Consider the following 26,537-nt stretch of genomic DNA (forward strand, 5'->3'; position numbering starts at 1 on the left):
GCCCCCCCCCCCGCCCGGCGGCCCCCCCCCCCCCCCCCCCCCCCCCCCCCCCCCCCGCCCGGCCCCCCCCCCCCCCGGCCCCCCCCCACCGCCGTTCCCGGAGCGTCCGCGTCGTCGGATCCTCGTTCGGCCTCCGGGGCCCGAACGGCCGTCGGTCGGCCGGGCCGGACCAGGTGCGCGTCCGTGGCCGACCGAGGCGGGGAACCGGAGACCGGCTCCCCGCGGGTGCGACCGAGGCCCCGCGCTCCGGGGGAAGCGCGGGACCTCGGTGGATCAGGAGGCCGGACCGGGCGACCCGGCCGGGCCGGGGGCGGTCGCCGTCCGAGCGGTGCGGCAGGGGTGTGAGACCGCGGCACGGCCGGGTTTCCCGTCGAGCCGTGCGCAGGCTGGGCCGGCCGCTACGGGACTTCGGGCGCGGGAGCCCTGGATCGCGTCGGGGGACGCGGGACGATCGAGGCGGCGGCCAGGCAGCCGGCGGCGAGGAGCCAGGCGCCGAGGACGTCCAGGGGCCAGTGCACCCCGAGGTAGATACGGCTGAGGCCGATCGAGCCCGCGAACAGGGCCGCGGTCACGACGGCGGCCCGGGCCGCCCGGGGGTGGGCGCGGGCGACGGCGAGGGCGAGCAGGCCCGCGCAGAGCGCGGAGGTGAAGGCGTGTCCGGACGGGAAGGCGAATCCGGAGGCGGTGAACGCCCAGTCGGTCCGCGGCGGCCGGGGGCGGCCGAAGGCGTGCATCAGGCCCTGGCGCAGCAACTGGCCCGCGGCCAGGCAGAGCACGGGGGCGAGCACGGTCCCGGCGGTCGCACGGCGGGACCGGGCGGCGGGGGAGGCGCGCAGCGTGACGAGGCCCGCGGCCAGCACCAGGAGGTAGGGCGCGACGCCCGTGCCGAGCGAGGTGACGGCGAGGGCCACCGTCTCGGCGACGGGCGGGCGGTGCGCGACGCTCCAGTCGACGCCGGTCCGTTCGAACGGGAAGGGTGCCCAGTCGTGCGCGGCGAGTACGGCCGCCAGCACGGCGAACGCCGCCCAGCTCCCGGCGAGGACGGCGGGCCGGCGGCGGCCGGTCACGCGGTGAGCCATCGGTGCGCGCCGCCCGACCGGGCCCGGTCCACCACGCCCCCGCCCCGCCCGGCCAGGAGGCCGAGCCCGTATCCGGCGCAGACGCCCACCAGCGCGCCCAACGCGACATCGTGCGGGTAGTGGACGCCGACCAGCACCCGGGAGGCGCCCATCGCGGCGGCCAGGAGCAGCGCGAGCGCGCCGATGCGGCGGCTGACCTGCCACAGTACGGCGGCGCCGGCGAACACGATGACGGTGTGGTTGCTCGGCAGCGACCAGTCCCCGGTGCCGGGGCACGCCTCCAGCGTGGTGCCGGCGTCGAGGACCCGGCACGGCCGTGGCTCGTGCAGCAGGGTCTTGAGGACGGTGTCGGCGGCGAACACGGCGGTGACCACCAGCGGCGCGCCGAGAGCCCGGGCCATGGTGGCGCCGTCGTCGGCGCGGGCGCGCCACCAGGCCCAGAGCAACAGGACGGCCAGAAGTCCCAGCCCGTAGGCGGAGAACGCGGTGATCACCTCCCGGGCGGGAGCGGGAAGGTGCTGGGCCCAGTGGTCGGCGCGCAGGTACAGGCCGGCGTCGATCGGGCGGCCGTCGAGGGCGAGCGCGGTGGCGGCGGCCGTCATCGGGCTTCCCGGCGGCGGCGCGAGCGGAGGACTTCGAGCACGAGGGGCAGCAGGGAGACCGCGATGACGACGCCGACGATCGGCAGGAGGTAGTGGTCGACATCGGGCACCGACGAGCCGAGCGCGTAGCCCGCCAGGACGAGACCGAGGGTCCAGACGAGGCCACCCACGGTCTGCCAGATCGTGAAGGTGCGGAGGTCGACCCCCAGGGCTCCGGCCAACGGGTTGAGCACGGTGCGGACCACGGGGACGAACCGGGCGAGGACCACGGCCTTGCCGTGGCCGTAGCGGGTGAGGAGTTCCTCGGCCCGCAGAGCTCCCTCGTGCAACCGTCTGTTGCGGGAGCGGGCGAGCAGCGCGCTGCCACCGCGCCGCCCGATGACGTAGCCGACCTGGGCACCCGCGAGGGCCCCGACGGCGGACGCGCTCAGGACCTGGGCCAGGTCGAGGTGCGGTCCGCTGTGCGAGCCGGTGGTGCACAGCAGGCCCGCGGTGAACAGCAGGGAGTCACCCGGCAGGAAGAAGCCGATCAGCAGACCGGTCTCCGCGAAGAGGACCACGGCGATGCCCAGGGCGCCGAACGCGCCGAGAAGGGAACTCGCGTCCAGCGGATTGACGGCCAGCAGGGCGGATGAGGAGAGCATCACGGGGTTGCGCCTTTCCAGAGGGAGCTGTTCGAGCCGGTCGGGGCGGCCGCGGCCGGAGCGCGGTTGCGGTGTCTCCGCGCGCGGCCCGGCCGCGCCGACCCGGGGGATCAGCCGCCCAGGACCGCGTTGCCGGTGACCGTGCCGGTGGCCCCGTCGACGGTCACCCGGTGCCGGACACCGTCCGGGCCGAGGACCACGGCCTGCCGGCCCCGGCCGCCGCCCGGCTCCTGCGGCGACCGCGTCCCGCCTCTGGGCTCGCTCACTGCGCCCACCCCGATCCTGTGACAAGGCCCGGGACCTGCGCCCGGACGGTACGGCCAGCATGACCGGGCGTTGCTGAAGGACAGCTGAAGACCTGAAGGCACCTTCAGCCGCCCGGTCCGCGGACCTGCCACCCTGGGGGCATGCGAGTACTGGTGGTGGAGGACGAGCGCCGACTGGCCCTGGCGCTGCAGCACGGGCTGACCGCCGAGGGGTTCACCGTCGACATCACCCACGACGGCCTCTCGGGCCTGGCCAAGGCCATGGACCAGGCCTACGACGTGATCGTGCTCGACATCATGCTGCCCGGTCTCAACGGGTACCGGGTGTGCGCGCGGCTGCGGGCCGCCGGCAGCGACGCCGGCATCCTGATGCTGACCGCCAAGGACGGCGAGTGGGACGAGGCCGAAGCCCTGGACACCGGAGCCGACGACTACCTGTCCAAGCCGTTCTCCTTCGTCGTCCTCGTCGCCCGCCTCAAGGCCCTCGCCCGCCGGATCGGCAGCCGCGCACCCCGGCGCACCGTCCTGGGCGACCTCGTGGTCGACTCCGCCGCCCGTACCTGCACCCGGTCCGGCACCGCCATCGCGCTCACACCCCGCGAGTTCGCCGTCCTGGACCACCTCGCCCGCCGGGCCGGCGAGGCCGTCTCCAAGCGCGAGATCCTCGACGCCGTCTGGGACAGCGCCCTCGACAGCGACCCCAACACCGTCGAGGTGCACGTCAGCGCGCTGCGCCGCAAGATCGACACCCCCTTCGGCAGGGCCTCGGTGCAGACGGTCCGCGGCACCGGCTACCGCCTGGCGGCCGACGGTGGCTGACCCGACCGCCGGCCCCGCACCCCGCCGGCCCGCCGCCTACCGCCGGGCACGCACCGCCCTCGGCAGGCTCCTCGGCCACCCCCGCACGGTGGCCCTCCTGGACCGCCTGGCCCCGCGCTCGGTCCGCACCCGGACCACCGCCGCCGCCTGCCTCAGCGTCGCCGTCGTCCTCGCCGTCGCCTCGGCCGCCGTCATCCTCCTGCTGCGCGTCAACCTGGAACGCACCGTGGAGACCGGCGCCCGCGAACAGGCCCAGGTCGTCGCCCGGCTCGCCACCGACGGGCACCTCGGCAACCCCCTGCCGCTCGACCACGGCACCGACTTCATCCAGGTCGTCGACGCGAACGGCAGGGTGGTCGCGGCCAGCCAGAACCTGGCAGGCCACCCGGCCCTCACCCCCGCCGGCCACCGGGAGGGCCACGACACCTTCAACCTCGGCGCCCTGGGCGACGAGCACCACCAGCGCGTCACCACGGTCACCGCCGCCACCCCCACCGGGCCCGCCACCGTCCATGTCGGGGCCTCCCTGCGCACCGCGGACGCCGCCGAGGACCTCACCACGGGCGCCCTCGCCGCCCTGAGCACCGTCCTGCTGCTCACCGTCGGCGCCCTCACCTGGCGGGCGACCGGCCGCGCCCTGCGGCCGGTCGAGGCGATCCGCGCCGAGGTGGCCGCCATCGGCGACCGCGACCTCGACCGGCGCGTTCCCGACCCACGCAGTGACGACGAGATCGCCCGCCTCGCCGGCACCATGAACGCCATGCTCGAACGCCTGGAGGCGGCCGGCACCCGACAGCGCCGCTTCATCGCCGACGCCTCCCACGAGCTCCGCAGCCCTCTCGCCGTGCTGCGGACCCAGCTGGAGGTGGCGCTCACCCACCCCGACGCCGAGGTGCGCGCCGACCTGGTGGCCGGCGCGCTCCAGGACACCGAACGGCTCCAGTCGCTCGCCACCGACCTCCTGCTCCTGGCCCGTCTCGACGCCGGCGGCCACCACCACCCCGACGAGCCGGTCCGCCTCACCGAACTCGTCCGCACCACCGCCCGGGCCTACGGACCCGAGCCCCACCCGGTCGTCCTCGACGCCCCGGACGAGATCACCGTCACGGGCAACGCCCTGTGGCTCGGGCGCCTGCTGACCAACCTCCTCGACAACGCCCGGCGCCACGCCCGACACCGCGTCACCGTGCGCCTGTTCGAGGACAGCGCCACCGGGTACGCCGTTCTGGACGTGAGCAACGACGGCCCCCGGATCGACCCCGCCGACCGGGAGCGGATCTTCGAGCGGTTCACCCGCCTCGACGACGCCCGCAGCCGCGACGACGGCGGCTCCGGCCTCGGCCTGTCCATCGCACGTGACATCGCCACCGTCCACGGCGGCACCCTCACCGTCCTCGACACACCGGACACCACCACGTTCCGCACCCGGCTGCCCGACGCGAGCCCGGAGCCCAAGGCACGACGGCCTGCGTAGCCGCCCCGAAGGCCGGCCGGCGGCAGACCCCTCCAGCTGGCGCCGCGACCGGACGATCTCCGGCCGGCGCGGGCGATGAGCCTCGGTGCCGCGCGCGCGAGGCGCGTGGCCGCCCGCCCCAGTGGTCGGAACTGCCGGGAGTCCTGCCGACTGCCGACCTGGGTGGATGATCATGCCTCTGAACTGGGAGGAAACATCGGGCACGGGACATCCGGGGGGCGCACGGCCCCGCCGAGGTTTGCGACGCCGGGCTCGGGTGACACGTAGGGCATGGGCAGCTATGTGATCACCATTCCCGGAACAGTCCAGCGACCGGTCGAGGACTCCGCTCGCCGTACCCTGCTGGCCGTCGTGCGCGGCGCCGATCCCGAGGAGGTCGGTACGGAGGAGGTCCCCGACCTCGATGTGCTGACCCTGGACGAGCCGGAGGGGACGTTCGTGCTGCGCCTGGAGGTCGAGGCGGCCGACCGCACGGCCGCCGGTGAGGCGGCCCTGGACCTCACCAGGCGGGCCTTCGCGGCGGCCGGGTACGAGGCGGACGCGGTGGGCATGGGCACCCCGGCGGTCACCGGCATCGACGTCGGCTGATCCGCCCCCCGGGGTCCGGCTTCCGCCCCGTTGTCGTCCACGTCCGTGGACGACAACGGGGCGGTCGGTGTTCGGTTCCGCAGCGGTGAACACGGACGTCCCGAAACGCGGCGGCCCCGTCGGCCGCCGCCTTCGTCCGGCGCCTTCGCCCGCCCGGGAGTCACCGATCGGGTGGTTTCGCCGGTGCGGGGTCGAACGTGGGGTGAAGGTTTCGGTCGGCCGGTTTCCGCCGCCGCAGGGGCCGGTATGGAGGCTGTCACCGCTGCCACGACCCAGGGAGAGACCAGCTGATGAGTGATTCGGAGCGCTACGTACGCGCGTGGGAGGGGTTCTGGGCGGAGAACACGGGTGAGCCGGGCGAGCCGTTCTGGGACGCGGATCCGGCGCTGACGGCCGCCCCGCACACCGCCCTGTTCGCGAGCCACGCCGACCGCACGCTGCCGATCGTCGACCTCGGGTGCGGCAACGGCACCCAGACCCGCTATCTGGCCGGACGGTTCCCCCGGGCGGTGGGCGTCGACCTGTCCGCCTCGGCCGTGGCACACGCCCGTCGGGCGGACCGCGACGCGGTGGCCGAGTTCGAGCAGCTCGACCTCACCGACCTGGCGGGGGTACGGCGCCTCGGTGACCGGCTCGGTGACGCCAACGTCTACCTGCGGGCGGTGCTCCACCAGAGCGAACCGGCGGACCGGCCACCGGTCGCGGCCGCTGTGGCCCTGCTGCTCGGCCGGCGCGGCCGGGGCTTCGTGGTCGAGCCGACCGCCGCCGCCAAGACGGTGCTCCAGCAGGTCGCCGAACGGCCGGGTGGGCCGCCGGAGAAGCTCCGCCAGGTCCGCAAGCACGACCTGCGCCCGGCCGAGGTCACGCCGGGGGAGATGCCCGGGCTGCTGCGCGGCGCCGGGTTGGAGATCCTCGACGAGGGCGGGACGGACCTCGCGATGAGCGAACACCACCCGGACGGCTCCCGGGTCGCGCTGCCGGCCCACTGGTACGTGGTCGCGGCGGCCGGGGGCGGTCCGGCGGGCGGCTGAGGTCGGGGGACGTCCCGGGGAGAAGGAGGCCGGGACGACCCGCCGCACCTTGGAGGCTAGCGGCGCTAGACATACGAGCGGCGACACCTCTAGCATTGCCCCATGACCTAGCGGCGCTAGAAGGCGTCGGGTCCGAACTTGGGGAGGGAACATGCAGAACGCACTGGCCGTCGTCACGGTCGTGGTCGTCGGCCTGCTGGTGGGTGTGGAGTTCGCGGTGGCGGTCTTCGTCAACCCGATCGTCGACGGGCTGCCGCACAACGGCGGACTCGCCGCCCGCAGCGAGGGGGCCCGGCTGCTCGGGCGGGTGATGCCGTTCTGGTACATCGGGTCGGTGGTGCTCGGCGTGGCGTGGTCCGCCGTGACCTGGGGGGACGCCGGGGCGGGGCTGGTCGCCACGGCCGCCGGGCTGCTCGTCCTCAGCGTGGTGATGTCGGTCGCCCTGCTCGTGCCGATCAACTCCCGGGCGGCGCACTGGACACCGGAGAGCGCCCCGGCGGACTGGCGGGAGCAGCTCGGCCGCTGGGACCGCCTCCACTACCTGCGGGTGGCCGTCATCGTGACCGCGTTCCTCCTCCTGGTCATCGCCCTCGTCTGAGGGCCCGGCACCTCTCCAGCAGCGTCCGGCGGGCCTGGTCCCGGCGGGCGTTCTGCGCGTCCGGACCGGGCGGGTGACCGCTGGGCCGGGTCGCGGTCCGCGTTCGGGAGCGGGGCGAGGTCGACGGTGAGGAAATCCGCGCCGGACGGCGGCGGGTGCGGTATTCCGAATTCGGGTGACCGCCGGGCGACGAGTGGTGATTCGTCCGACCCGTGGCCGCCGCCGCATTCCGGTTTCCCGTCCTCGGGCAGGCGAATCCGACGGGTCGTCAGTGGGCGGTGAAGCCCCAGGTCAGGGCGGATTGTCAGTGCCTCACCGTAGTGTGGAACCAACGTTGGAGGGGGCGCCGGAAGGCGTCGCGAGCGCGTTGGGACAAGGGGTAGAAGAATGTCTGCGAACAGGATCAAGCACAAGGTCAACCACGTTTCCCTGGTGGTCGACAATTCCGGTTCGATGCGCCAGCACGCGGCGCAGCTTGTTCGCGTGGTGGACGAATTCGTGAAGGGCCTTCAGGAGGAGTCCGACCGGCTCGGTCACGAGACCCGCATCAGCCTCTACGCGTTCGACCACGAGGTGGAGAACCTGGTGTGGGACATGGACGTCAAGCACCTGCCGTCGCTGCGCGGTCTCTACAAGGTCAACGGCGGTGCGACGGCGCTGATCGAGGCGGCCGTGAAGTCCGTCGACGACCTGAAGAACATCTGGGAGGGGTACGGGGAGCACTCCTTCCTCCAGGTCGTCGTCACCGACGGTGAGGAGAACGCCTCCGGGTTCTCGCAGAACGGCCGGATGCACACCCAGATGAACGGCGGCCGGGGCAGCACGGTGCTGAGCACGTGGCTGAGCCGCATCCAGAAGGCCATGGACGACCTCCCCGACCACTGGACGTCGGCGATCCTGGTCCCGAACTCGCTGGCCAAGCGCACCGCTCAGGAGTACGGCTTCCCCGCGGGCAACATCGCGATCTGGGACGCGGACTCCAGCAAGGGCGTCGAGGAGGCGATCGGCACCGTCAAGTCGGCCGCCACGAGCTTCCTGCGGGGCCGCGAGAAGGGTGTGCGCGGCACCAGGAACCTGTTCGCGATGGGCCAGGACTTGAGCACCGCCGATGTGACGGCCAATCTCGACGCCCTGGACGCCGGCAAGTACATCCTGGTCCCGGTCGACGAGGCGATGCCGATCCGCGACTTCGTCACCGGCGCCGGGCACCTCTACAAGACCGGCTGCGCCTACTACGAGTTGTCCAAGCGGGAGAAGATCCAGGGCTCGAAGCAGCTCGCGGTGGCCGAGAAGGACCCGGCCACCGGCCGGATGACGGGCAGGGTGTTCTCCGGTCCGGCGGCCCGCCGGCTCCTGGGCCTGCCGTCGGCGGAGGCCACGGTGAAGCCGGGTGACAACCCGTCGTACACCGTGTTCGTCCAGTCGACCTCGGTGAACCGCAAGTTGGTGACGGGCACCAAGCTGCTCGTCATGCTGTGACGGGCACCCGCGGTCCGGCCGCCCCCCTCCGCCACGGTCAGCGCGACGGCGAGGGCGGCAGCGGCTCGACGGGGAGGACGCGGTCCGCTCGCCCGGCCGCACGGGCCCCGCGGCTCGGGTAGACGCACAAGGTGTCGCCGTCCCGGCCCAGTTCGGGATCGGTCCACGCCTCGGTGGCCCGGGGCACGAGGATCCGGGTGGTGGCCAGCTCGGCGTCGTGGACGACCAGCGACAGGACGGTGCAGCAGAGGTGTCCCATCGTGTGGCTCTGCTCGGGGTGGTCCTGCGGGCCCTCGGCCTGGACCACGTAGTACCGTCCGTCCACCCAGTAGCCCGAGCTGTCCAGCGTGATCCCGTCCGCCACCCGGACGCCGTCCACCCAGACGTCCGTCCTGGAGTGGTCCGACGGGTCCCGGAGGTGCACGGCGCGGTGCCGGTCGTCGGCGGTGAACTCGACGTCGATCCCGTACGCGCTCCAGCAGTCCTTGAATCCGCTGCAGGCGCCCGGAACCGGACCCGTGCGGTGCCGGGGTGCGGCGGTCGGGTCGTCGTCGGCCCGGTCCTGGCCGCACGTCCCCGGATCGCGGCACGGCCGGTCGATGCGGCGGGTGCACCCGATCCCCAGGGCCGCCACGTCCCGCGGTGAGGCGCGGGACAGCAGCTCGGCCAGCCGCTGGAGGTAGCGCTGCGGCCCGACGAGGGCGAGCAGGTCGCCCCCCTCGTCCCGCCACCACACCAGCAGGTCGACCCCGACGGGGGAGCGGCGCAGCCAGTCCTGCCACTGCTCGGCCCAGGGCCCCCAGCGATGGCTCCACTGATGTGCCGCCACCGCCACGGGACGCTCCTCGGGGAGCGGGACGGCCTCGGCCGTCGTCACGGGCTCGGGGCCCGTGCCGGTCCTCGTGCGCCGTCGCCACCTCACCAAGGCACCCCCGTTCTGCCTCGACCACGGTCCGGCGGCCCCCCGGACCCATGGCGTACCGGCCGGCGGACCCGACGATCGTAGAGGGTGCTCCCGGGCAGGCGCGCGCGGATTCCTCCGCGCGCGCCTGCCGTCCTCAGACCATGGCGGTCGCACCGTCGCACCGTGGCCGCTCCCGCGAGCGGCAGGCGGCGACCCGGAGCCGGCCCCTCGGCTCCGGTGTCGACCGGACGGGTGGTCTTCGCCAGGGGTCGGCACCGGCGTCGGGCGGAGCCGGACCGGCATCGCCTTACATGGGCATGCGCCCCAGCCGATGGGGCGCGCCGCCGTCCGTCTCGGACGGACCGGCTCCAACGACGAACCGGGAACCCCATGACCGACCCGGACCCAGCAGCCGGCGGCCGCATCGGCGGCCGGCCCCTCCTGCGCCGCCTCGCCGCCGCCGTCCTGGGAGCCGTCGTGCTGGCCGCGGCGGGCACGCCCGGCCACGCGGCCGGACGGCCCGCCCTCGCACCGGGCACGCAGTTCACCCCCTTGACCGCGGCGGTGATGACCGAGCCCGCGCCGTTCGACGCCTCGGACGGGAAGGTCCACCTCTCCTACGAACTGCTCACCACCAACGCGCTGTCCACCAGCCTCGCGGTGCGGCTGGACCGCGTGGACGTCCAGGACGCCGCCACCAAGCGCGTCGTCGGCTCGCTGAGCGGGTCGGCGCTGGGCGCGGCGGCCAATCCCGTCGGTGACCCGCTGCCGGGCGCGGTCGGCGACCGCCCGCGCGACCCGGCGGCCGACGGCGGCCGCGGTGCCGCGCCGCCGCCCGAGCCACCGGCGGAGACGGTGATCCCGGGCTCGCAGCAGTGGGTGCTCTGGATCGACCTGGCGCTCGCCCCGGGCGAGCCGGTCCCCGAGGTGGTGGAGCACCACCTGGTGGGGGCCGTCCTGTCCGCGTCGGGCTCCTCGCCCTTCGAGGAGACGGTGCAGCCCACCCGGACCGCCCGTACGGCGCCGCCGGACCTGCTGCCGCCGGTCCGCCCGGGCAGCTGGTACGCCAGCGAGTCGTGTTGTGACAACACCCACCACCGGCGCGGACTCGCCCCGATCAACGGCGCGTTCTACGTTCCGCAGCGCTTCGCGATCGACTGGTACCGGGTGGGCGGCGACGGGCAGACCTGGGAGGGCGATCCGGGGCAGCTCACCAGCTATCTGACCTATCGTCAGCCGGTTCTCGCCGCTGCCGGCGGCCGGGTGGTGGAGGTCCAGGACGGCGTCCCGGACAACCCGCCGCCGTACCCGCCCGCGGTACCGCCGATCGAGGACACCGTGGGCAACCACATCACCCTGGAGGTCGCCCCCGGCCGGTACCTGCTCTACGCACACCTCCAGCCGGGATCGCTCCGGGTCCGGGCGGGCGACTGCGTCGAACCCGGCCAGGTCCTCGGGCTGATCGGCAACAGCGGCAACTCCACCACCCCGCACCTGCACTTCCAGGTGATGACCACGGCGGAGTTCTTCCCGACCGACAGCCCGCCGTTCACCTTCCGGGAGTTCCGGGTGCTCGGCCATGTCGCGCCCCGGATCTGGGACGACAACCTGGGGCTGCAGCCGACCGGCGTGCTGCCGATCGACCCTTCGCCCTACGACGGCCCGCACCGCTCCGCGTACCCGCTCGACCGCCAGGTGCTCGAGTTCTGACCGCCGGCCCGTGGCCCGCCACCCCGTACCCGGGGTGGCGGGCCACGGCGGCGTCCGGAGCGCCGCGGCGAAGGCGTGGGGCGACGTCCGCGGGCCGGTGCCCGGTAGGCCTCGCGCGGGGTACGGACGGGACCGTCCGCCGGGCGAACGAGGCCGGCTCCGTGCGGCGGCCACGGCCCGCACGTCTGCCTCGGCGCCCCGCTGGCACGCCTGGAGGCCGAAGTGGCTCTGTCCGGGTTCTTCGGCTCCTACCCGGACGCCGTCCTGGCTCCGGAGGGCCCGCCGCCCGTGCGGCTGCGGTCCGCCGTGGTCAACGGCCCGGGCGAGCTCTGGATCGTGCCGGCCCCGGTACCCGCGTGACGGGCGGTTCCGGCAGTCGCCTGCCGGAACCGGACCGGGGCGGCGGTACCGCGGCCCCGGCCCCCGGTCGCCGTCGTCGGCCGGTCGCGGTCGTCGTCCAGCCGCGGTCGCGGGCCGGCGGCCGTCGGTCAGTCGCAGTCGACGCAGAGGGGGCGGCCGTTCTTCATGCGCGAGAGACGGCTGCGGTGGTGCACCAGGAAGCAGTTCACGCAGGTGAACTCGTCGGACAGCATCGGCTGCACGGTGACGGTGAGTTCCTCGCCCGAGAGGTCCGCGCCGGGCAGCTGGACACCGTCCGTCGATTCGAGCTGGTCGACGGCGTCGATGGCGCCGGAGGAGGTGTCGGTGCGGCGGGTCTTCAGCTCCTCGATGCTGTCGTGCGACCCGTCGTCGTCGGTCTTGCGGGGGGCGTCGTAGTCGGTTGCCACAGATGGTCCCTTGTCGTCGTGGTTGAAGTTTACGCCGTGTGCGACGTGCCTGGTGGCGGCCGCGGTGGTCCGCTGGGCAGGGCTGGCGGCCCGGCCCTCGGGTGGTCGGAGGCCTGGTGGGGGCGGCGGTGCGTGCGGCCGGTCGGGGCGGTCGGGGGCGGGGCGGGGATGGCAGGCGTCCACTCGCGTCCGACGCGGGTGTTGATCATGCCATGAAGTCCGCCGGGATCCGCCGTCCGCACCCCCGACCGCGATCGCGTGCCACCAGGACGGTGACGAAGCTGCGGGTCGTCCCGGTACTGTACGGCGGCCGCGCCCCCGACCACGACCGCCGGGCCCGCGCCGCCCCGGCCGGCGCACCCCGGCGGCCCGGCCGGACGGCCCGGCCGGTTCACGCGGTACGGCCGGCTCGCGTCGGCGCGGAGGGCGCGGACGGCGCACGGTGCGCCGGGCGCGCCGTCCCAACGACCCGTTCGCGCTCCGTGCGCTCTACCGACGTCCGGGGGCCGCCGCGATGATGAGCGGACCGCACGTGATCCGGGCGACTCCGCCCACCTGCCCCCGGGCAGGCGGACCTGCGGCGGAAGGGGCCCACCGTGTTGCTTCTCATCTCCCCGGACAGCGTCGAGGAGGCCCTCGACTGCGCGAAGGCCGCGGAGCACCTCGACATCGTCGACGTCAAGAAGCCCGACGAGGGCTCGCTCGGCGCGAACTTCCCGTGGGTGATCCGGGAGATCCGCGACGCCGTCCCGGCGGACAAGCCGGTCTCCGCCACCGTCGGCGACGTCCCGTACAAGCCGGGGACGGTCGCGCAGGCGGCGCTCGGAGCGGCGGTCTCCGGAGCCACGTACATCAAGGTCGGCCTCTACGGGTGCACGACCCCGGACCAGGCCGTCGAGGTCATGCGCGGGGTGGTCCGGGCGGTGAAGGACTACCGGCCGGACGCCTTCGTCGTCGCCTCGGGCTACGCGGACGCCCACCGGATCGGTTGCGTCAACCCGCTCGCCCTGCCCGACATCGCCCTCCGCTCCGGCTCCGACGCGGCCATGCTCGACACCGCGATCAAGGACGGGAGTCGGCTGTTCGACCACGTCCCGCCGGACGCGTGCGCGGAGTTCGTCCGCCTCGCCCACGAGGCCGGGCTGCTCGCGGCCCTCGCGGGCAGCGTCCGACTCGGCGACCTCGGCGAGCTGACCCGGATCGGGACCGACATCGTCGGGGTGCGCGGGGCGGTCTGCGAGGGCGGCGACCGCACGGTGGGCAGGATCCGGCCGCACCTGGTGGCCGCCTTCCGGGCCGAGATGGACCGGCACGCCCGCGAGCACGCGGCCGCCGTCGCGCAGAGCTGACTGCCGGCATGCTGCCGACACCCGTGCCCCGGCGCTCGCCGGGCCCACGCGGCGAGCACTTCGCCGTCCTCGACCCGGCGACGGGCGAGGCCTTCGACGAGGCTCCCGACCAGCGGCCCGAGGAACTCGACACCGTCGTCGGCCGGGCCCACCAGGCCTGGCGCGGCTGGCGGGCCGACCCGGCCGCCCGCACCCGCGCGCTGCTCGCGGCGGCCGACGCGGTGGAGGCGGCCGGCGCCGAGCTGGCCCCGCTGCTCACCCGTGAACAGGGCAAACCCCTCGCCGAGTCGTCCGCCGAGGTCGCCCGTACGGCGGCCCGACTGCGCTACTTCGCCGGGCTCGCCCCCGTGCCCCGGCCGATCGACGACGGCCGGCCGGTCCGCAGCGAGGTCCGCTGGCGGTCGCTCGGGCCGGTGGCGGCGATCGTGCCGTGGAACTTCCCCCTCCAGCTCGCGGCGGCGAAGTTCGCGCCCGCGCTCGCGGCGGGCAACACGGTGGTCCTCAAGCCCTCCCCGTTCACTCCCCTCGCCACCCGGCTGCTGGGGTCCGTCCTCGCCGGCGCGCTCCCCGAGGGCGTCCTGACGATCGTCACCGGGCTCGAACCGCTCGGTGCCCGGCTCGTCTCCCACCCGGGGATCCGGCACGTGAGCTTCACCGGGTCGATCCCGACCGGCCGGGCCGTCGCGGCGGGCGCGGCGCCCTCGCTGGCCCGGGTCACCCTGGAGCTGGGCGGCAACGACGCCGCGATCCTGCTGGAGGACGTGGACGTCGAGCGGATCGCGGACCGGCTGTTCTGGGCGGCGTTCCGCAACTGCGGGCAGGTGTGCATGGCGGTCAAGCGCGTCTACGCCCCGGCCCGGCTCCGCGACCAGGTGGTCGAGGCCCTCGCGCAGCGCGCCAGGGCCGCCGTCGTCGGCCCCGGGCTCGACCCGGGCACCCAGCTGGGGCCGCTCAACAACGCCCCCCAACTGGCCCGCGTCGAGCACTACACGGCCCGGGCCCTGGCGGACGGCGCCCGGGCCGCCGCCGGCGGCCACCGGCTGGACCGGCCGGGCCACTTCTTCGCCCCGACGGTCCTCACCGATGTCCCGCCGGACAGCCCGGTGGTGACGCAGGAGCAGTTCGGACCGGTCCTGCCGGTGCTGGCCTACCGGAGCGTCGACGAGGCCGTCGCGGCGGCCAACGACACCGGCTTCGGTCTGGGCGGTTCGGTCTGGGGGACGGACCTCGACCGCGCCGAGGCGGTGGCCGACCGGCTGGAGTGCGGGACGGCCTGGATCAACCACCACGCCGAGCTCTCCCTCGCCCAGCCCTTCGCGGGCATCAAGGAGAGCGGGGTCGGCGTCGCGGGCGGGCCGTGGGGGCTCTACGGGAACCTCAGGCCGTTCGTCGTGCACCGCCCGGAGGAAGGGTGAGGTTCCGCGCGGCGGTCCTGCGCTCCCACCAGGGGCCGTTCACGGTCGAGGAGGTGGCCCTGGGGACGGGCCCGGCCGACGGCGAGGTCCTGGTGAGGATCGCGGGCTGCGGAATGTGCCGGACGGACCTCGCCGTCCGGCGTTCGGCGGGCCGCTCACCGCTGCCGGCCGTCCTCGGCCACGAGGGGGCGGGAGTCGTGGTGGAGACGGCCGGCCCGGACACCGGCCTGCACGTCGGGGACCACGTCGTGCTGAGCTTCGACTCCTGCGGCCACTGCCGCAACTGCCGGGGCGCGGCCCCCGCCTACTGCGACTCCTTCGCCGCGCTCAACCTCTTCGGCGGGCGCACGGAGCACGCCGCGCGGTTCACCGACGCGGCCGGGGGAGGACTGGCTCCCCGGTGGTTCGGCCAGTCCTCGTTCGCCGAGTACGCGGTGGTCCTGGCCCGCAACGCCGTCCGGGTCGACCCCGCACTGCCGGTCGAACTGCTCGGACCGCTCGGCTGCGGCTTCCTCACCGGCGCCGGAGCGGTCCTGAACACCTTCGCGGCCGGTCCGGGCGACACCGTCGCGGTCTTCGGCGCCGGAGCGGTGGGCCTGGCCGCGGTGATGGCGGCCACCGCCGCCGGCGCCGTCACCGTGGCCGTCGACCGGTACACCGAACGGCTCGCCCTCGCCGAACGGTTCGGCGCCGTCCCGCTGCCCGCCACCTCGGCCGACCTGCCCGGCCGCATCCGGCGCCTGACCGACGGCGGCGCCCGGTACGCGCTGGACACCACCGGCTCCGTCCGGCTGATCAACGACGCGCTCCTGGCGCTGCGCCCGACCGGACACCTCGCACTGGTGGCCCGGCTGAGCGGCGCGCTGGCGATCGAACCGGGGGCACTGGACCGGGGCCGGCGGATCTCCCACCTCTGCGAAGGGGACGCGGTGCCGGGGCTGCTGGTGCCGAGGCTGACCGCACTGTGGCAGGCCGGGCGGTTCCCCTTCGACCAGCTGATCCGGACGTATCCGCTCGCCGCGGTCAACGAGGCCGAGCGCGACTGTGACGAGGGGCGCGTGGTCAAGCCCGTGCTGATCCCGGCCGGGTGAGCCGCCGAGCGGGTGCCTCCGCACCGGCTCGCCGCTCCGCGCGGGATGCGCGCCGCCGCGGGGGAGAGGTGCCGCCGCGCGGAGTACGTACCGCTTCGCGCCCCCGCGCGGGATACGTTCGTTGGCGTATCTTCCGCCGGGATCCCCCGGGACCGTTGACCGCCGTGCCTCCCGACGATTGGCTCGTCGGGAGCCCGCTGCCGGGAGGGAGCCCGGCCGGGCGATCACCAGGGGAAGGGACAGACCCATGGCACGTACCACCCGCACCACCCGCAACCGGTGGCTGGCCGGCGGCGGCAGCGTCCTCGCGGCGGCGGCCGTACTCGCCGTGACCGCCGTTACCGCCGTGCCCGCCCAGGCCCGTCCGGCGGCGCGCGGCACCGTCCAGGTCAGCGTCGGGGTGAACGGCGCCGGGCCGGACGACCAGTCCTGGAACCGGCAGATCAGTGCCGACGGCCGCTACGCGCTCTTCACCTCATGGGCGACCAACCTGGTCTCCCAGCCCGCGAAGAGCGGACGCGACGCCTACGTCCGCGACCTGGCGACCGGCCGCACCGAGCGGGTCAACCTGTCCGACGACGACAACGCGCTGGACGGCTTCACCGACTACGCCGCGATCAACGCCGACGGCCGCTACGTCGCCTTCGAGAGCGACGCGGTGAACGTGGTCCCCGGCCTGCCGGTCCCGGGACGCACCGAGGTGTACGTCCGGGACCGCCGCACCGGCCGCACCGAACTGGTCAGCGGCGGACCGGTCAGCACCGACACCGACCGGTTCCACGCCTCGTACGCGCCCTCCGTCAGCGCGAACGGCCGCTACGTGGCGTTCGTCTCCAGCCGGACCGACCTCGTCCCGGCCCCCCAGGGCGACGGCGCCTCGCTGGCCAGGCCCTACACCTGGGACTACAACATCTACGTCACCGACCGCTGGACGGGGAAGACCCGCCTGGTGACCCGCGGCGTGGACGGCAAGCCGGGCGACAGCATGTCCCTCAACCCGACGATCAGCGCGGACGGCCGCACCGTCGGCTTCACCTCACTGGCAGGCAACCTGCTGCCCGCCGACCAGAGCCCCGCCGACCAGACCCCCGCCGACCGAACCCCCGCGCCCGCGGCCGGCGCCGCCGGTCCCGCCGCCGACGTGGAACTCGCCCCAGGCAGCGGCGCGGACCTCCCCCGCGGCGCCCGGCCCGGTCTGGCCCGGCCGACGACCGGCGTCTACTACACGTACGACGTGGCGTCCGGCCGGATCTCCGCCGCCAGCCTCGCCCCCGACGGCACGCTCGGCTACGCGAGCTTCGACGCGACGATCAGCCCCGACGGGCGGCGCGCGATCTACGCCCTGCCCGAGCCCGGCGGGTCGACCAACGGCCACCGGTACCACACCGTGCTGTACGTCCGGGACCTCGGGAAGGGCACCGTCACGAAGATCAGCGGTGGCCTTCCCGGCACCGCCTCGGTCGGCTCCTCCGACCACGGCCGGATCACCGCCGACAACCGCTGGGTGTACTACTCCTCCGCCGCCGACAACCTGGTGGCGGGCCCGCAGCACGCGGGCTGGGACGTCTACCGCCACGACCTGCGCACCGGCCGCACCGAGCGGGTCTCCACCGCACCGGACGGCTCGCTCGGCAACGGATCGTCGGTCGACCCGGCCGTTGACGCCCGCGGCGACACGGTGGTGTTCGGCTCGACCAGCGGCAATCTGCTGACCGGCCCCGGCGGCCCGGAACACACCGACTACCAGGTCTACGCCCGCACCACCGGGCACCACGGCGACGGCGACGACCAGGGCCGGGGCCAGGGACAGGGGTAGGGCCGGGAGGACTGACCGGCGCCACCGCTCGGACCTCGGACCTCGGAGCGCGGACGGCGGTGGGCCGTGCGGTGGGGGCGGGCCGGTCCGCCCCCACCGGAAGGGTGGGTTGGGCTGCCGAGAGGTGGCGCCCTGTCAACTGCGTTGTACCCGACCGAATGTCACGGTTCCGTCGCCGTCCTGTCCTCATGATTGTGACGCTGTGCATGCCACCATTCGCGGTCGGCCGGTCGTCCTGTGGTGTGTCCGAACACAGTTCAGTACGCGCCACCATCGGGGAGCCACCATGTTCGTCCGCCGCCGCCGTCCGCTGCTCGCCTCCGTCGTGCTCGTCGCCGGGGCGGGTCTCGCGTTGACCGCCTGCGGGCCCGACAACACCGACGCGGCCGGCGGCTCGACGGCGCCCGCGACCACCGCGGTGGCCGTGACGCCCTCCGCGACGGGCGCGCCGGCCACCGGTGCCCCCTCGGCGCCCGGTGCCACCGGTGCGCCCAGGACGAGCGCGCCGGCCACCGGAGCGGCGTCGCACACGCCGTCCGGGGTGAGCCCGTCGAGCGGCACCCGGCCCGACGGCGGGAGTGCCGGCGCCGCCGCCCGCCCGTGCGCCATCGACAGCCTGGCGATCCACGCGACGGCCCGGGCCGGGGCCCCGACCCAGTGGGTGATCGAGGTACGCAACAGCGGTACGGCCGCCTGCAGCCTGAGCTCCACCCCGGGGGTCGACCTGGGCAACTCCACCGCCGCCGACCGGAGCAAGAACATCAAGCCGGTGCTCGCGAGCGGCACGGCGCGGTTCGCCGTCCCGGCGGGCCAGAGCGCCTACGCGGTGATCGACCTCGACCCGAGCGGTGCCACCACGGGTACCGTCCCCGGCATCAACGAGCTCAACGTGCTGGTCGACGACGATGACACCAACATGCCGCTCGCCAACACCCGGAACTTCCCGCTCGGCAACGGCGCACGGGTCCTGAACCCGCAGATGGGCATCTACCGGTCCAGCGTGGCGGAGGCGGTCACCTCGATGGCCGCCGCCCCCAACTAGCCGACCCGCCCGGCTCGGCCCGGCTGCTCGGCTCGGCTCGGCCCGGCTCGGGGGAGGGCGGGCGGGCACGGCCGGGGTCCTGGCGACCCCTGCCGTGCCCGCCCGCGCGTTCTGCTCCCGTGCCCGTCCGGACACCGGTACCGCGCTCGGCGGCGCCGGTGGCTCAGCGGCGCCGGTCCTTGCCCGTCGCGGGCGGGTCCTCGGGCAGCTCCGCCTCGATCCGCTCCTTGCGGACCGTGCCGGTCACGGTCTCCTGCTCGACGAGCTCCTCGGTGGTCAGCCGCACCCGTTCCACCGGCACGGCCTCGGTCCGGACCACCGGCCGTTCCTCGTGCAGCACGACCTCGTGCTCGGCCTCGCCGATGGGCTCACCGGCGAGTGCGGCGTCCCGGTTGGCCTCGGTGATCGGCTCGCGTTCGACGCGGACCTCCTCGTGGCGCACCGGTACGGTCCGCTGCTGCTCCTCCTCCACGACGTACTTGCGCAGGCGGGCGCGGCCGGCCTCGTGGCGTTCGGTCCCGACGGTCATCCGTTCCTCGGAGCGGGTCATCGCGTCGTCCTGGTCGGCCGCGGTACCCGCCCGGGCGCCCGTACCCGCGGTGGCGGCGGCAGCGCCTGCCGCGCCGGTGGCCGCGGTCCGCTCCCCGGAGTGGGCCCACCCGCCGTCGCCGGGCTGGTTGGCCTCGTGCCAGGCGTTGTCCCAGGCGATGCCGTAGTGGTCGTACAGACGGTGCTCCTCCTGGGCGGAGAGGTGGTTGCCGCCGTCGACGTCGACGTTGGGCGCGTCCTTGACGGTGGCCTTCGGGTAGGGCACTTCGAGGTGGTCGTCGACGATCCGGGCATCGCGGATCGGGACGAACGACTCGCTCGTCCCGAACCATCCGGTCTTGACGCTCACCCACTCCGGCTTGCCCGTCATGTCGTCGAGGAACAGGTGGTCGGCCTTGCCGATGCGGTGGCCGTCGGCATCGTGGACCGGGTGGTCGAGGACGGTACGGATCTGCTGTTCGGTGATCATCAGTTACGCCTCCTCCATGGGTCTGAGGAGCGCCTTGCCATCGGGGCCGAGCCGAAACGGCCTCCCGCATGACGTTCGCTCAGCGTCACCGGCGTCGTGAACCCGCTTGCGCCACGGCCCGGATGGGGTTGCGGCCGGGTGGCGACGGAGTGTGGCCGATGCCGGCGAGCGGGGCCCGTGAACGGGGGGTACCCGTGGTGTCGGCGACACGGTGGGTGGCGGGTGGTCGACGCCGGGCGGGCTTGCGGTTCACCCGTTCGGCCCACCGCCGGGGTCGGTGCCCGTCACCCTCCGGAGCCGGTCGCCGAGGCCGGCGGTGTGGCGTTGTCGGGCAGCTCACCGAGGAGGAGCTGGAACGGCTGCTCGCGGTCAACGTGCGCACGCCGAGGCCCGGCCGGTTCGTCCGCTGCTTGTCGGGTGCGCGCGTGCGGAACGCTCGACCGGGAGATCCCGGTCGAGCGTTCCGCGGTAGCTGACTTGCCGTCAGTTGGCGGCGAGGAGCTGGAGCGTATCGATCACGCGGTTGGAGAAGCCCCACTCGTTGTCGTACCAGGCGACCACCTTGACGTGCCGGCCGTCGACGCGGGTCAGGGCCGAGTCGAAGATGGACGAGGCCGGATTGCCCGTGATGTCGGACGACACGAGCGGGTCGTCCGAGTACTCGAGGATGCCGGCGAGCGGCCCCTGCGCCGCGGCGCGGTACGCGGCGAGGACCTCGTCGCGCGTCACGTCGCGGGTGACGGTGGTGTTGAGTTCGACGATCGAGCCCACCGGCACCGGCACGCGGATCGAGTCGCCCGACAGCTTGCCGTCCAGGTTCGGCAGTACGAGGCCGATCGCCTTGGCGGCGCCGGTCGTGGTCGGCACGATGTTGACGGCGGCGGCACGGGCCCGGCGGGCGTCGCGGTGCGGGCCGTCCTGCAGGTTCTGCTCCTGCGTGTAGGCGTGCACCGTCGTCATGAAGCCGTGCTCGATGCCGGCGAGGTCGTCGAGCACCGCGGCCAGTGGCGCGAGGGCGTTGGTCGTGCAGGAGGCGTTCGAGACGATCGTGTGCGCGGCCGGGTCGTAGGCGTCGGTGTTGACCCCGTACGCCAGCGTCACATCGGCACCGTCCGACGGTGCGCTGACCAGGACCTTCTTCGCGCCGGCGGCGAGGTGGGCGCGGGCGGCCCCGGCCGAGGTGAAGCGACCGGTCGCCTCCAGCACGATGTCCACGCCGAGTTCGGCCCACGGCAGCTGCGCGGGTTCACGCTCGGCGAGCACCGTGATGCGACGGCCGTCGACGACGAGGGCGTTTCCGTCGACGGTCACCGGGCGGCCGAGCCGGCCGGCCGTCGTGTCGTAGGCGAGCAGCCGCGCGAGGATGGCGGGCTCCGTGAGGTCGTTGACCGCGATGATTTCCAGGTCGCTGTCACGTTCCAGCAGCGCACGCAGCACATTGCGTCCGATGCGGCCGAATCCGTTGATGGCGATGCGCGTCATGAGTGGTGTCCCTTCGGTTCACCACCAAATCTCGCGTACGGCGCCCGCTCACGACAGCGGCGTGATTGCCACGGTTCAAAAGGATCACGCCAGCTCACCCGTCCTCGAAGGTGATCCGAGCGGGCCCCGGCCGTCGTCCAGGAAGGCGACGAGGCGAGGTCGTGCTCGGCCTCCCCGCCCCCACCGTCGCCGGCTTCGCCCGGGACGGGATCGTCGAAGCGCTCGGCCCCGACCGCTGCCGACTCGTCCTCGGATCCTGGTCCTGGACCGGCCTGGCCGCCGCCCTGGGCAGCTTCGACGCCGACATCGAGGTCGTCGGCCCGCCCGAACGCGGGAGCGCGTTCGCGCACCTCGCCACGCGTTGCGCCAAGGCCGTCGGAGCCTCCGGCCCGCCCCCGGCCGGGACGCCGTAGACCCGGAACACCCCGCGCGGAACGGCCCGGGCTGCTTCTAGGACTGCTGGGCCGTGAAGGTGCGCCGGTACTCGCTCGGCGTCGTGCCGAGGATGCGACGGAAGTGCAGCCGCAGATTGGCACCGGTGCCCAGACCGACGTCGGCGGCGATCTGCTCGATGTGCCGCTCGGAGCGTTCCAGCAGCTCACGGGCCCGGTCCAGGCGGGCCCGCATGACCCACTCCATCGGGGTGTACCCCGTGTCGTCGACGAAGCGCCGCGAGAAGGTGCGCGGCGACACCGCGGCGTGCCGGGCGAGCAGTTCGAGGGTGAGGGGCTCGCCGAGCCGGTGCAGCGCCCACTCGCGGGTGGCGGCGAACCGCTCGCCGAGTGGCTCGGGCACACTGCGCGGCACGTACTGCGCCTGGCCGCCGCTGCGGTAGGGGGCGGCGACCAGGCGACGGGCGGCGTGGTTCGACGCGGCCACCCCGAGGTCGCCGCGCAGGATGTGCAGGCACAGGTCGATGCCCGAGGCCGCGCCGGCGGACGTCAGGACGCTGCCCTCGTCGACGAACAGGACGTTCTCGTCGACCTGGACGAGCGGGTGCTTCGCCGCGAGGGCCCGCGCGTAGTGCCAGTGCGTCGTGGCGCGCTTGCCGTCGAGCAGGCCCGTGGCGGCGAGCGCGAAGGCGCCCGTCGAGATGGCGGCGAGCCGCGCGCCCCGGTGGTGGGCGGCGATCAGCGCGTCCACGACGGCCCGCGGCGGGTCGTCGCGGCCCGGGAACCGGTACCCGGGGACGAAGACGATGTCGGCCCACGCCAGCGCGTCGAGGCCATGGGCGACGAGGTACGACAGGCCGTCACCGCCGGTCACCGGACCGGGCGCGGCCCCGCACACCCGCACCTCGTACGGCATGCTCGCGCGGGTCGTGAAGACCTGGGCGGGAATGCCGACATCGAGCGGTTTCGCGCCCTCCAGGACGAGGACGGCGACGCGAAGCAGGCGGGAGTCGGGCACAGGAAGAGGTTACGTGGAGCCGTGACCCCGGTCGGCCCCGGACGCGGGCCGGCCGGCGGCGCACCGGCCGGACGGCCTTCGGCGGTGCGCCCGGCGGGTGCGTCGGTTGCCCTGGCCGGCGCTTCCGATCGGGCCGACCTTCACCGGGGAGCCGCCGCCGTCCGTGACGGGCAGGGCGCCGGTGCCCGGCCAGGTGAGGGTGACCGGCTTCGTCTCGTCCGGCGGGGTCACGACCAGCCCGGTGACGCGAACGCCCGAGCCGCGCCCGTCCCGCCACGCACCCTCGCCCCCGCCACGCACCCTCGCCCCCGGCGCGCGCGGGCGGACCGGCCTCGGCTAGCCTGCCCCCTCGTGGACGATCGACCCGAGCCCTCGACCCTGCGCGTCTTCGTGGCGCTGGCCCCGCCCGACGATGCCAAGGACGAACTGGCCCGGGCCCTGCGACCCGCCTACGCCGGGTACCCGCGGCTGCGGTGGAACCGGATCGAGGACTGGCACATCACTCTGGCCTTCCTCGGCGAACTGCCCGCCACGGCGGTGCCGCTGCTGCGGTCGGCGCTCGCCGGCCAGGCCGCGTCGCGCCCGGCTCTGCGCCTGGGCCTGCGGGGCGGCGGCCACTTCGACCAGCGCCTGCTGTGGAGCGGGATCGACGGCGACCTGGACGGACTGCACCTGCTCGCCACCGACGTCCGGAGCGTCATCAGGTCCTGCGGGATCCCGTTCACGGAACGCCCCCTGCGCCCCCATCTGACGCTGGCACGGTCCCGCCGCGACGACCCCACCAGCGTGCCGCAGGCCGCGGCCGGACTCGCCGGGTTCGTCGGCCGGCCCTGGCGGACCGAACGCCTCCACCTCGTCGGCAGCAACATCGGCCGCGGCCCCGGGCCGATCCGCTACCGCGACATCGAGGCATGGCGATTCGCCGCCGCCCGCACCGGCGGCGAGGACGCTCCCAGCGAGTCGTGACCGACGGCCTCGCGGCCTTGCGGCCGCGGTGGGGCGGCCGGGGGATCAGCCGCCTCCGAGCGGTGCTCGACCGCCGGCCGAGGCGCCGTGCCCGGCGGTGCGTTCGGGGAGGTGACGGGGGGCTGTCGGTGATGACGGCGATCTATCAGTGATCGGTGAGTCGGCCGCTGTGTGATGGGTCAGGTCGGCGCCGCCGTCCGCACACCTCCCCCAGTCGAAGGAGCCACTCGTCATGACCCCCGCACCCCTGAGCCCGCCGTGGGACGTCCACCGGTTGCCGTCCGCCGACGGCAAGTCCTTCCTGGTCACCGGAGGCAACGCCGGGATCGGCTACTTCGTCGCGGAGCAGCTCGCCGCGACCGGGGCCGTCGTGGTGCTCGGCTGCCGGGACCGGGGGAGGGCGGGTGCCGCCATGGCGGCGATCCGGTCGCGTGTTCCCGCTGCCCGGCTGCGCCACCTTCCGCTGGACCTCGCCGACCTGGCGTCCGTGCGCGGTGTCGCGGACGGCCTCGGGCTCGACCGCCTCGACGCGGTGGTCCACAACGCGGGCGTCGCGCTCGACGACCCGCCGCGGCGGACGACGGAGGACGGTCACGAGCTGATGTTCGGGGTCAACCACCTCGGCCACGTCGCGCTGACCCGGGCACTGGCGCCCCTGCTGTCCGCGGCGCCGGCCGCCCGGATCGTCACGGTGGGGAGCTTCGCGGCGCGCTCCGAGCGGCTGGACCCGGACGACCTCCAGTCGCTTCGGGACTACCGCCCCGGGCGTACCTACGGACGGTCGAAGCTGGCGCAGATGTCCTTCGCCTTCGAGCTGGACCGGCGCCTGCGCGCCCGCGGCAGCACCCTGCTCAGCGTGGTGGCCCACCCCGGCGGCGCCCTGGACTCCCTGACCCCGCCCCGCCCGGGGGTGCACGCGGCGTCCCGGGGCACCCGGTTGCGCGCGCTGCCCGCCGGGCTGCTGCTCCAGGGCAAGGACGCCGGGGCGTGGCCGATCGTCCGGGCGGTCCTGGACCCGCGGGTGCGGGGAGGGCAGTTGTGGGGGCCCAGGGCCTTCGGCCTGCGCGGCGCGCCGCGGCTGGAGCCCGCGCGGGCCCACATGACCGATCCGGCCGTCGCCGGGCGCCTGTGGGACGCCAGCTGCGACGGGGCCGGCGTCGAGGCCCACCTGGGCCTCCTCTAGACGCGGCTCCCGGTGTAGAAGCGGCTCCCGGTGCTCCGTGCCACCGTCGTGGTCGGCGCCGCCCCGGGAGCCGGGACGGTCAGCGGCGGGCGGGTCAGCGCCGGGCGGTGGCGGTCAGCTCCGCGGTGGCGAGGATGTGTCCGCTCATCGCCATCGAGAAGGAGGCCACGGCGGGGGTGCTGGTCGCGGCCAGGCCCAGGCCGGGCACGTCCAGCGCCACCACCCGGAGCACGTAGTGGTGCGCGCGGTCGCCGGCCGGCGGGCAGGGGCCCAGGTAGCCGGTGGCGCCGGTGTCGTTGGGCCCCGCGACCGCGCCGGCCGGTGTGGCGCCGGTGAGGGTCGTGACGGTGGCCGGGATGTCCCAGGTCATCGCGTGCCAGAAGCCGCTGCCGGTCGGCGCGTCCGGGTCGAAGAGCGAGACGGCGTAGCTGCGGGTGCCGGCGGGGGCGCCGGACCAGTGGACGGTCGGTGCCTGGTTGGCGCCGGAGCAGCCGAAGGCGTTCGCGTAGCCGGCCGCCGGGACCGTCCCGCTCCGCCAGTCGGGGCTGGTCACGGTGAACCGGGGCGTGTGCCGGGGGACGCCCGTGCGCACCTCGGTGTGCCCGAAGCGGTCCGATTGGGTGGCGGAGTGGGCCGCCGTCGAGGCGGCGCCGGCGAGGGCGACGGTGGCGGCCGTGGTGGCGGCGAGGGCGGTCACGCGGGTCGAGCGCTTCATGGGTGGTTCCGTTCCGGGTCGCACGGTGGTGTTCGGTCGGGACCAGCCTTCCGGCGCCCGGCGCCCCGGGGGAGGCCGCGCGCATCCTGGTACGCGGCGTGCCACCCTCCGGCGTGGACCGCGCGGCGCCCGACCGGCGACGATGTCGCTGTGAACGATCGACAGAACGGGCCCCGCGCCGAACTGGGCGCGTTCCTGCGGGCGACGCGCGAGCGGACCCCGCCGGGCGACGTCGGCCTGCGGGCGGGCGCGCGCCGCCGCACCCCGGGCCTGCGCCGCCAGGAGGTGGCCGAGCTCGCGGCGGTGAGCGTCGACTGGTACATCCGGCTCGAGCAGGGCCGCGCCGGGACCCCCGGCTCGGCGGTGCTGGAGGGGATCGCCGACGCGCTGCGGCTGACCCCCGCGGAGCGCGAGTACGTGCACCTCACCGCGCGCGGCGAGGTGCCCCCGCGCCGGCATGTCGCCACCGCGCCGGCGGCGTCCCTGCGGGCGATACTGGACGGCATGCCGCTGCTGCCCGCCTACGTCATCGACCACCGCCTCGACGTCCTGGCGTGGAACAGCGCGGCCCGCGCGCTGTTCGGCGACGGGTTCGGCACCGGTACGGCCGCCAACACGGCGTGCCTGACCTTCCTGGACCCGGAGAACCGCCGGACCCAGCCGTCCTGGGAGCAGTTCGCGCGGGAGACGGTCGGTGCGCTGCGCTCGGCCTCCGCACGGCATCGAGGCGACCCGCGGCTGCACGCGGTCGTGGCGCAACTCCTGGACGGCAGCCCGGAGTTCGCCCTCTGGTGGGAGGACAGGACGGTGCGCGAGCGGTCCCACGGCAGCAAGCGGATGCGACACCCGGTGGGCGGGGAGCTGGCCCTCTGCTACGACCAGCTCGCCGCCACGGACGGCTCCGACCAGCGGCTGATGGTGCTCACCCCGGCGGACGGGGCGACCGAGCGGGCGCTGCGCCTGTTGATCGCCGGCTACTCGCAGGGCGCCGTGGGCACGTCGGCCCAGGTGCTCAAGGCGGCCCGGACGGCCTGAGTCGCCGGACCGTCCGGGCGGGTCCCGCCGGGG

Annotated in this window: 27 protein-coding genes and 1 pseudogene; 17 read left to right on the forward strand and 11 right to left on the reverse strand. The window is 74.9% G+C overall.

Features of this window, described 5'->3' with window-relative positions:
• Positions 1-398: 398 nt before the first annotated feature.
• The 4 genes from ACIF6L_RS36695 to ACIF6L_RS36710 all read right to left on the reverse strand — a co-directional run bounded on the left by ACIF6L_RS36695 (position 399) and on the right by ACIF6L_RS36710 (position 2,591).
• Entirely contained in the window at positions 399-1,079 is a 681-nt protein-coding gene (locus ACIF6L_RS36695) for a phosphatase PAP2 family protein (protein ID WP_396491373.1), read from the reverse strand.
• Entirely contained in the window at positions 1,064-1,681 is a 618-nt protein-coding gene (locus ACIF6L_RS36700) for a phosphatase PAP2 family protein (RefSeq protein WP_396491374.1), read from the reverse strand. Before ACIF6L_RS36700 ends, ACIF6L_RS36695 begins: the two co-directional genes overlap by 16 nt.
• Positions 1,678-2,325, reverse strand: a complete 648-nt coding sequence (locus tag ACIF6L_RS36705) for a DedA family protein (RefSeq protein ID WP_396491419.1) — start codon at positions 2,323-2,325, stop codon at positions 1,678-1,680. Before ACIF6L_RS36705 ends, ACIF6L_RS36700 begins: the two co-directional genes overlap by 4 nt.
• Before the next feature lie 110 nt (positions 2,326-2,435).
• Positions 2,436-2,591, reverse strand: coding sequence for a hypothetical protein (locus tag ACIF6L_RS36710; RefSeq protein WP_396491375.1), 156 nt, complete (start codon positions 2,589-2,591; stop codon positions 2,436-2,438).
• 141 nt (positions 2,592-2,732) lie between these two features.
• On the opposite strand from ACIF6L_RS36710, the gene ACIF6L_RS36715 reads away from it, so the two are divergent.
• The 6 genes from ACIF6L_RS36715 to ACIF6L_RS36740 all read left to right on the forward strand — a co-directional run bounded on the left by ACIF6L_RS36715 (position 2,733) and on the right by ACIF6L_RS36740 (position 8,580).
• On the forward strand, positions 2,733-3,410 hold the full coding sequence (locus ACIF6L_RS36715) for a response regulator transcription factor (protein ID WP_396491376.1): 678 nt from the start codon (positions 2,733-2,735) through the stop codon (positions 3,408-3,410).
• Positions 3,403-4,884, forward strand: a complete 1,482-nt coding sequence (locus tag ACIF6L_RS36720; protein WP_396491377.1) for an ATP-binding protein — start codon at positions 3,403-3,405, stop codon at positions 4,882-4,884. The genes ACIF6L_RS36715 and ACIF6L_RS36720 overlap by 8 nt, the downstream gene beginning before the upstream one ends.
• 270 nt (positions 4,885-5,154) lie before the next feature.
• Positions 5,155-5,472 (forward strand): hypothetical protein, encoded by a 318-nt coding sequence (locus ACIF6L_RS36725; protein WP_329491645.1) that lies wholly within the window; start codon positions 5,155-5,157, stop codon positions 5,470-5,472.
• Positions 5,473-5,762: 290 nt separating this feature from the next.
• A complete protein-coding gene (locus ACIF6L_RS36730) occupies positions 5,763-6,503 on the forward strand; it encodes a class I SAM-dependent methyltransferase (RefSeq protein WP_396491378.1) in 741 nt (246 codons plus the stop codon).
• Positions 6,504-6,654: 151 nt separating this feature from the next.
• On the forward strand, positions 6,655-7,101 hold the full coding sequence (locus ACIF6L_RS36735; protein WP_359839906.1) for a DUF1772 domain-containing protein: 447 nt from the start codon (positions 6,655-6,657) through the stop codon (positions 7,099-7,101).
• A 387-nt stretch (positions 7,102-7,488) separates the two neighbouring features.
• Positions 7,489-8,580: a VWA domain-containing protein gene (locus ACIF6L_RS36740; protein WP_396491379.1), complete on the forward strand. Its 1,092-nt coding sequence runs from the start codon at positions 7,489-7,491 to the stop codon at positions 8,578-8,580.
• Between the two features lie 37 nt (positions 8,581-8,617).
• Here the strand turns inward: ACIF6L_RS36740 and ACIF6L_RS36745 are convergent, their stop codons facing one another.
• Positions 8,618-9,409, reverse strand: coding sequence for a hypothetical protein (locus ACIF6L_RS36745; RefSeq protein WP_396491380.1), 792 nt, complete (start codon positions 9,407-9,409; stop codon positions 8,618-8,620).
• A gap of 465 nt (positions 9,410-9,874) precedes the next feature.
• On the opposite strand from ACIF6L_RS36745, the gene ACIF6L_RS36750 reads away from it, so the two are divergent.
• Positions 9,875-11,194: a M23 family metallopeptidase gene (locus tag ACIF6L_RS36750; protein WP_396491381.1), complete on the forward strand. Its 1,320-nt coding sequence runs from the start codon at positions 9,875-9,877 to the stop codon at positions 11,192-11,194.
• Positions 11,195-11,416: 222 nt separating this feature from the next.
• A complete protein-coding gene (locus ACIF6L_RS36755) occupies positions 11,417-11,554 on the forward strand; it encodes a hypothetical protein (protein WP_396491382.1) in 138 nt (45 codons plus the stop codon).
• Positions 11,555-11,682: 128 nt separating this feature from the next.
• On the opposite strand, the gene ACIF6L_RS36760 is transcribed toward ACIF6L_RS36755, so the two are convergent.
• Positions 11,683-11,982, reverse strand: a complete 300-nt coding sequence (locus ACIF6L_RS36760; RefSeq protein ID WP_329491654.1) for a DUF4193 domain-containing protein — start codon at positions 11,980-11,982, stop codon at positions 11,683-11,685.
• Positions 11,983-12,578: 596 nt separating this feature from the next.
• Here ACIF6L_RS36760 and ACIF6L_RS36765 point away from each other — a divergent pair.
• From ACIF6L_RS36765 to ACIF6L_RS36785, 5 genes are all read left to right on the forward strand, one after another.
• The gene (locus tag ACIF6L_RS36765) at positions 12,579-13,331 is read left to right on the forward strand and encodes a (5-formylfuran-3-yl)methyl phosphate synthase (RefSeq protein WP_359809551.1); all 753 of its coding nucleotides are present in this window, start codon (positions 12,579-12,581) and stop codon (positions 13,329-13,331) included.
• An 11-nt stretch (positions 13,332-13,342) separates the two neighbouring features.
• The gene (locus ACIF6L_RS36770) at positions 13,343-14,746 is read left to right on the forward strand and encodes an aldehyde dehydrogenase family protein (RefSeq protein WP_396491420.1); all 1,404 of its coding nucleotides are present in this window, start codon (positions 13,343-13,345) and stop codon (positions 14,744-14,746) included.
• Positions 14,743-15,837, forward strand: a complete 1,095-nt coding sequence (locus ACIF6L_RS36775) for an NAD(P)-dependent alcohol dehydrogenase (protein WP_396491383.1) — start codon at positions 14,743-14,745, stop codon at positions 15,835-15,837. The genes ACIF6L_RS36770 and ACIF6L_RS36775 overlap by 4 nt, the downstream gene beginning before the upstream one ends.
• Before the next feature lie 247 nt (positions 15,838-16,084).
• Complete coding sequence (locus tag ACIF6L_RS36780) at positions 16,085-17,653, forward strand: hypothetical protein (protein ID WP_396491384.1); 1,569 nt, start codon at positions 16,085-16,087, stop codon at positions 17,651-17,653.
• Between the two features lie 286 nt (positions 17,654-17,939).
• Positions 17,940-18,695, forward strand: a complete 756-nt coding sequence (locus tag ACIF6L_RS36785; protein WP_396491385.1) for a DUF4232 domain-containing protein — start codon at positions 17,940-17,942, stop codon at positions 18,693-18,695.
• A 163-nt stretch (positions 18,696-18,858) separates the two neighbouring features.
• Here the strand turns inward: ACIF6L_RS36785 and ACIF6L_RS36790 are convergent, their stop codons facing one another.
• Both ACIF6L_RS36790 and gap read right to left on the reverse strand, forming a co-directional pair.
• Positions 18,859-19,713 carry a PRC and DUF2382 domain-containing protein gene (locus ACIF6L_RS36790; protein WP_396491386.1) on the reverse strand — a complete coding sequence of 285 codons (855 nt, stop codon included), beginning with the start codon at positions 19,711-19,713 and terminating at the stop codon, positions 18,859-18,861.
• A gap of 483 nt (positions 19,714-20,196) precedes the next feature.
• Positions 20,197-21,195: a type I glyceraldehyde-3-phosphate dehydrogenase gene (gap, locus tag ACIF6L_RS36795; protein ID WP_329491662.1), complete on the reverse strand. Its 999-nt coding sequence runs from the start codon at positions 21,193-21,195 to the stop codon at positions 20,197-20,199.
• Between the two features lie 161 nt (positions 21,196-21,356).
• Here gap and ACIF6L_RS36800 point away from each other — a divergent pair, with 161 nt between their 5' ends.
• A complete protein-coding gene (locus ACIF6L_RS36800; protein WP_396491387.1) occupies positions 21,357-21,608 on the forward strand; it encodes a hypothetical protein in 252 nt (83 codons plus the stop codon).
• Between the two features lie 37 nt (positions 21,609-21,645).
• Here the strand turns inward: ACIF6L_RS36800 and ACIF6L_RS36805 are convergent, their stop codons facing one another.
• Both ACIF6L_RS36805 and ACIF6L_RS36810 read right to left on the reverse strand, forming a co-directional pair.
• The gene (locus ACIF6L_RS36805) at positions 21,646-22,605 is read right to left on the reverse strand and encodes a helix-turn-helix domain-containing protein (protein WP_329491663.1); all 960 of its coding nucleotides are present in this window, start codon (positions 22,603-22,605) and stop codon (positions 21,646-21,648) included.
• A gap of 108 nt (positions 22,606-22,713) precedes the next feature.
• Positions 22,714-22,875 (reverse strand): annotated as a pseudogene (locus tag ACIF6L_RS36810) (DUF4232 domain-containing protein); the annotation flags it as partial.
• Positions 22,876-22,956: 81 nt separating this feature from the next.
• Here ACIF6L_RS36810 and thpR point away from each other — a divergent pair.
• Entirely contained in the window at positions 22,957-23,571 is a 615-nt protein-coding gene (thpR, locus tag ACIF6L_RS36815) for an RNA 2',3'-cyclic phosphodiesterase (RefSeq protein ID WP_396491388.1), read from the forward strand.
• Positions 23,572-23,803: 232 nt separating this feature from the next.
• A complete protein-coding gene (locus tag ACIF6L_RS36820; protein ID WP_396491389.1) occupies positions 23,804-24,754 on the forward strand; it encodes an SDR family NAD(P)-dependent oxidoreductase in 951 nt (316 codons plus the stop codon).
• Positions 24,755-24,848: 94 nt separating this feature from the next.
• On the opposite strand, the gene ACIF6L_RS36825 is transcribed toward ACIF6L_RS36820, so the two are convergent.
• The gene (locus tag ACIF6L_RS36825; RefSeq protein WP_396491390.1) at positions 24,849-25,469 is read right to left on the reverse strand and encodes a YbhB/YbcL family Raf kinase inhibitor-like protein; all 621 of its coding nucleotides are present in this window, start codon (positions 25,467-25,469) and stop codon (positions 24,849-24,851) included.
• Positions 25,470-25,619: 150 nt separating this feature from the next.
• Between ACIF6L_RS36825 and ACIF6L_RS36830 the strand changes: the two genes are divergently transcribed.
• Positions 25,620-26,504 carry a helix-turn-helix transcriptional regulator gene (locus ACIF6L_RS36830; RefSeq protein WP_396491391.1) on the forward strand — a complete coding sequence of 295 codons (885 nt, stop codon included), beginning with the start codon at positions 25,620-25,622 and terminating at the stop codon, positions 26,502-26,504.
• The last annotated feature ends 33 nt before the right edge of the window (positions 26,505-26,537 follow it).

Source organism: Kitasatospora sp. NPDC086009 (assembly GCF_044540385.1).
Lineage (GTDB): Bacteria > Actinomycetota > Actinomycetes > Streptomycetales > Streptomycetaceae > Kitasatospora.

What these genes read in the sequence shown, in the direction of transcription:
- ACIF6L_RS36725 (WP_329491645.1), top strand. Translation starts at nt 5,155, where the DNA reads ATGGGCAGCTATGTGATCACCATTCCCGGAACAGTCCAGCGACCGGTC.
- ACIF6L_RS36705 (WP_396491419.1), bottom strand. Translation starts at nt 2,325, where the DNA reads ATGCTCTCCTCATCCGCCCTGCTGGCCGTCAATCCGCTGGACGCGAGT.
- ACIF6L_RS36715 (WP_396491376.1), top strand. Translation starts at nt 2,733, where the DNA reads ATGCGAGTACTGGTGGTGGAGGACGAGCGCCGACTGGCCCTGGCGCTG.
- ACIF6L_RS36700 (WP_396491374.1), bottom strand. Translation starts at nt 1,681, where the DNA reads ATGACGGCCGCCGCCACCGCGCTCGCCCTCGACGGCCGCCCGATCGAC.
- ACIF6L_RS36740 (WP_396491379.1), top strand. Translation starts at nt 7,489, where the DNA reads ATGTCTGCGAACAGGATCAAGCACAAGGTCAACCACGTTTCCCTGGTG.
- gap (WP_329491662.1), bottom strand. Translation starts at nt 21,195, where the DNA reads ATGACGCGCATCGCCATCAACGGATTCGGCCGCATCGGACGCAATGTG.
- ACIF6L_RS36695 (WP_396491373.1), bottom strand. Translation starts at nt 1,079, where the DNA reads ATGGCTCACCGCGTGACCGGCCGCCGCCGGCCCGCCGTCCTCGCCGGG.
- ACIF6L_RS36730 (WP_396491378.1), top strand. Translation starts at nt 5,763, where the DNA reads ATGAGTGATTCGGAGCGCTACGTACGCGCGTGGGAGGGGTTCTGGGCG.
- ACIF6L_RS36750 (WP_396491381.1), top strand. Translation starts at nt 9,875, where the DNA reads ATGACCGACCCGGACCCAGCAGCCGGCGGCCGCATCGGCGGCCGGCCC.
- ACIF6L_RS36820 (WP_396491389.1), top strand. Translation starts at nt 23,804, where the DNA reads ATGACCCCCGCACCCCTGAGCCCGCCGTGGGACGTCCACCGGTTGCCG.
- ACIF6L_RS36790 (WP_396491386.1), bottom strand. Translation starts at nt 19,713, where the DNA reads ATGATCACCGAACAGCAGATCCGTACCGTCCTCGACCACCCGGTCCAC.
- ACIF6L_RS36735 (WP_359839906.1), top strand. Translation starts at nt 6,655, where the DNA reads ATGCAGAACGCACTGGCCGTCGTCACGGTCGTGGTCGTCGGCCTGCTG.
- ACIF6L_RS36785 (WP_396491385.1), top strand. Translation starts at nt 17,940, where the DNA reads ATGTTCGTCCGCCGCCGCCGTCCGCTGCTCGCCTCCGTCGTGCTCGTC.
- ACIF6L_RS36825 (WP_396491390.1), bottom strand. Translation starts at nt 25,469, where the DNA reads ATGAAGCGCTCGACCCGCGTGACCGCCCTCGCCGCCACCACGGCCGCC.
- ACIF6L_RS36780 (WP_396491384.1), top strand. Translation starts at nt 16,085, where the DNA reads ATGGCACGTACCACCCGCACCACCCGCAACCGGTGGCTGGCCGGCGGC.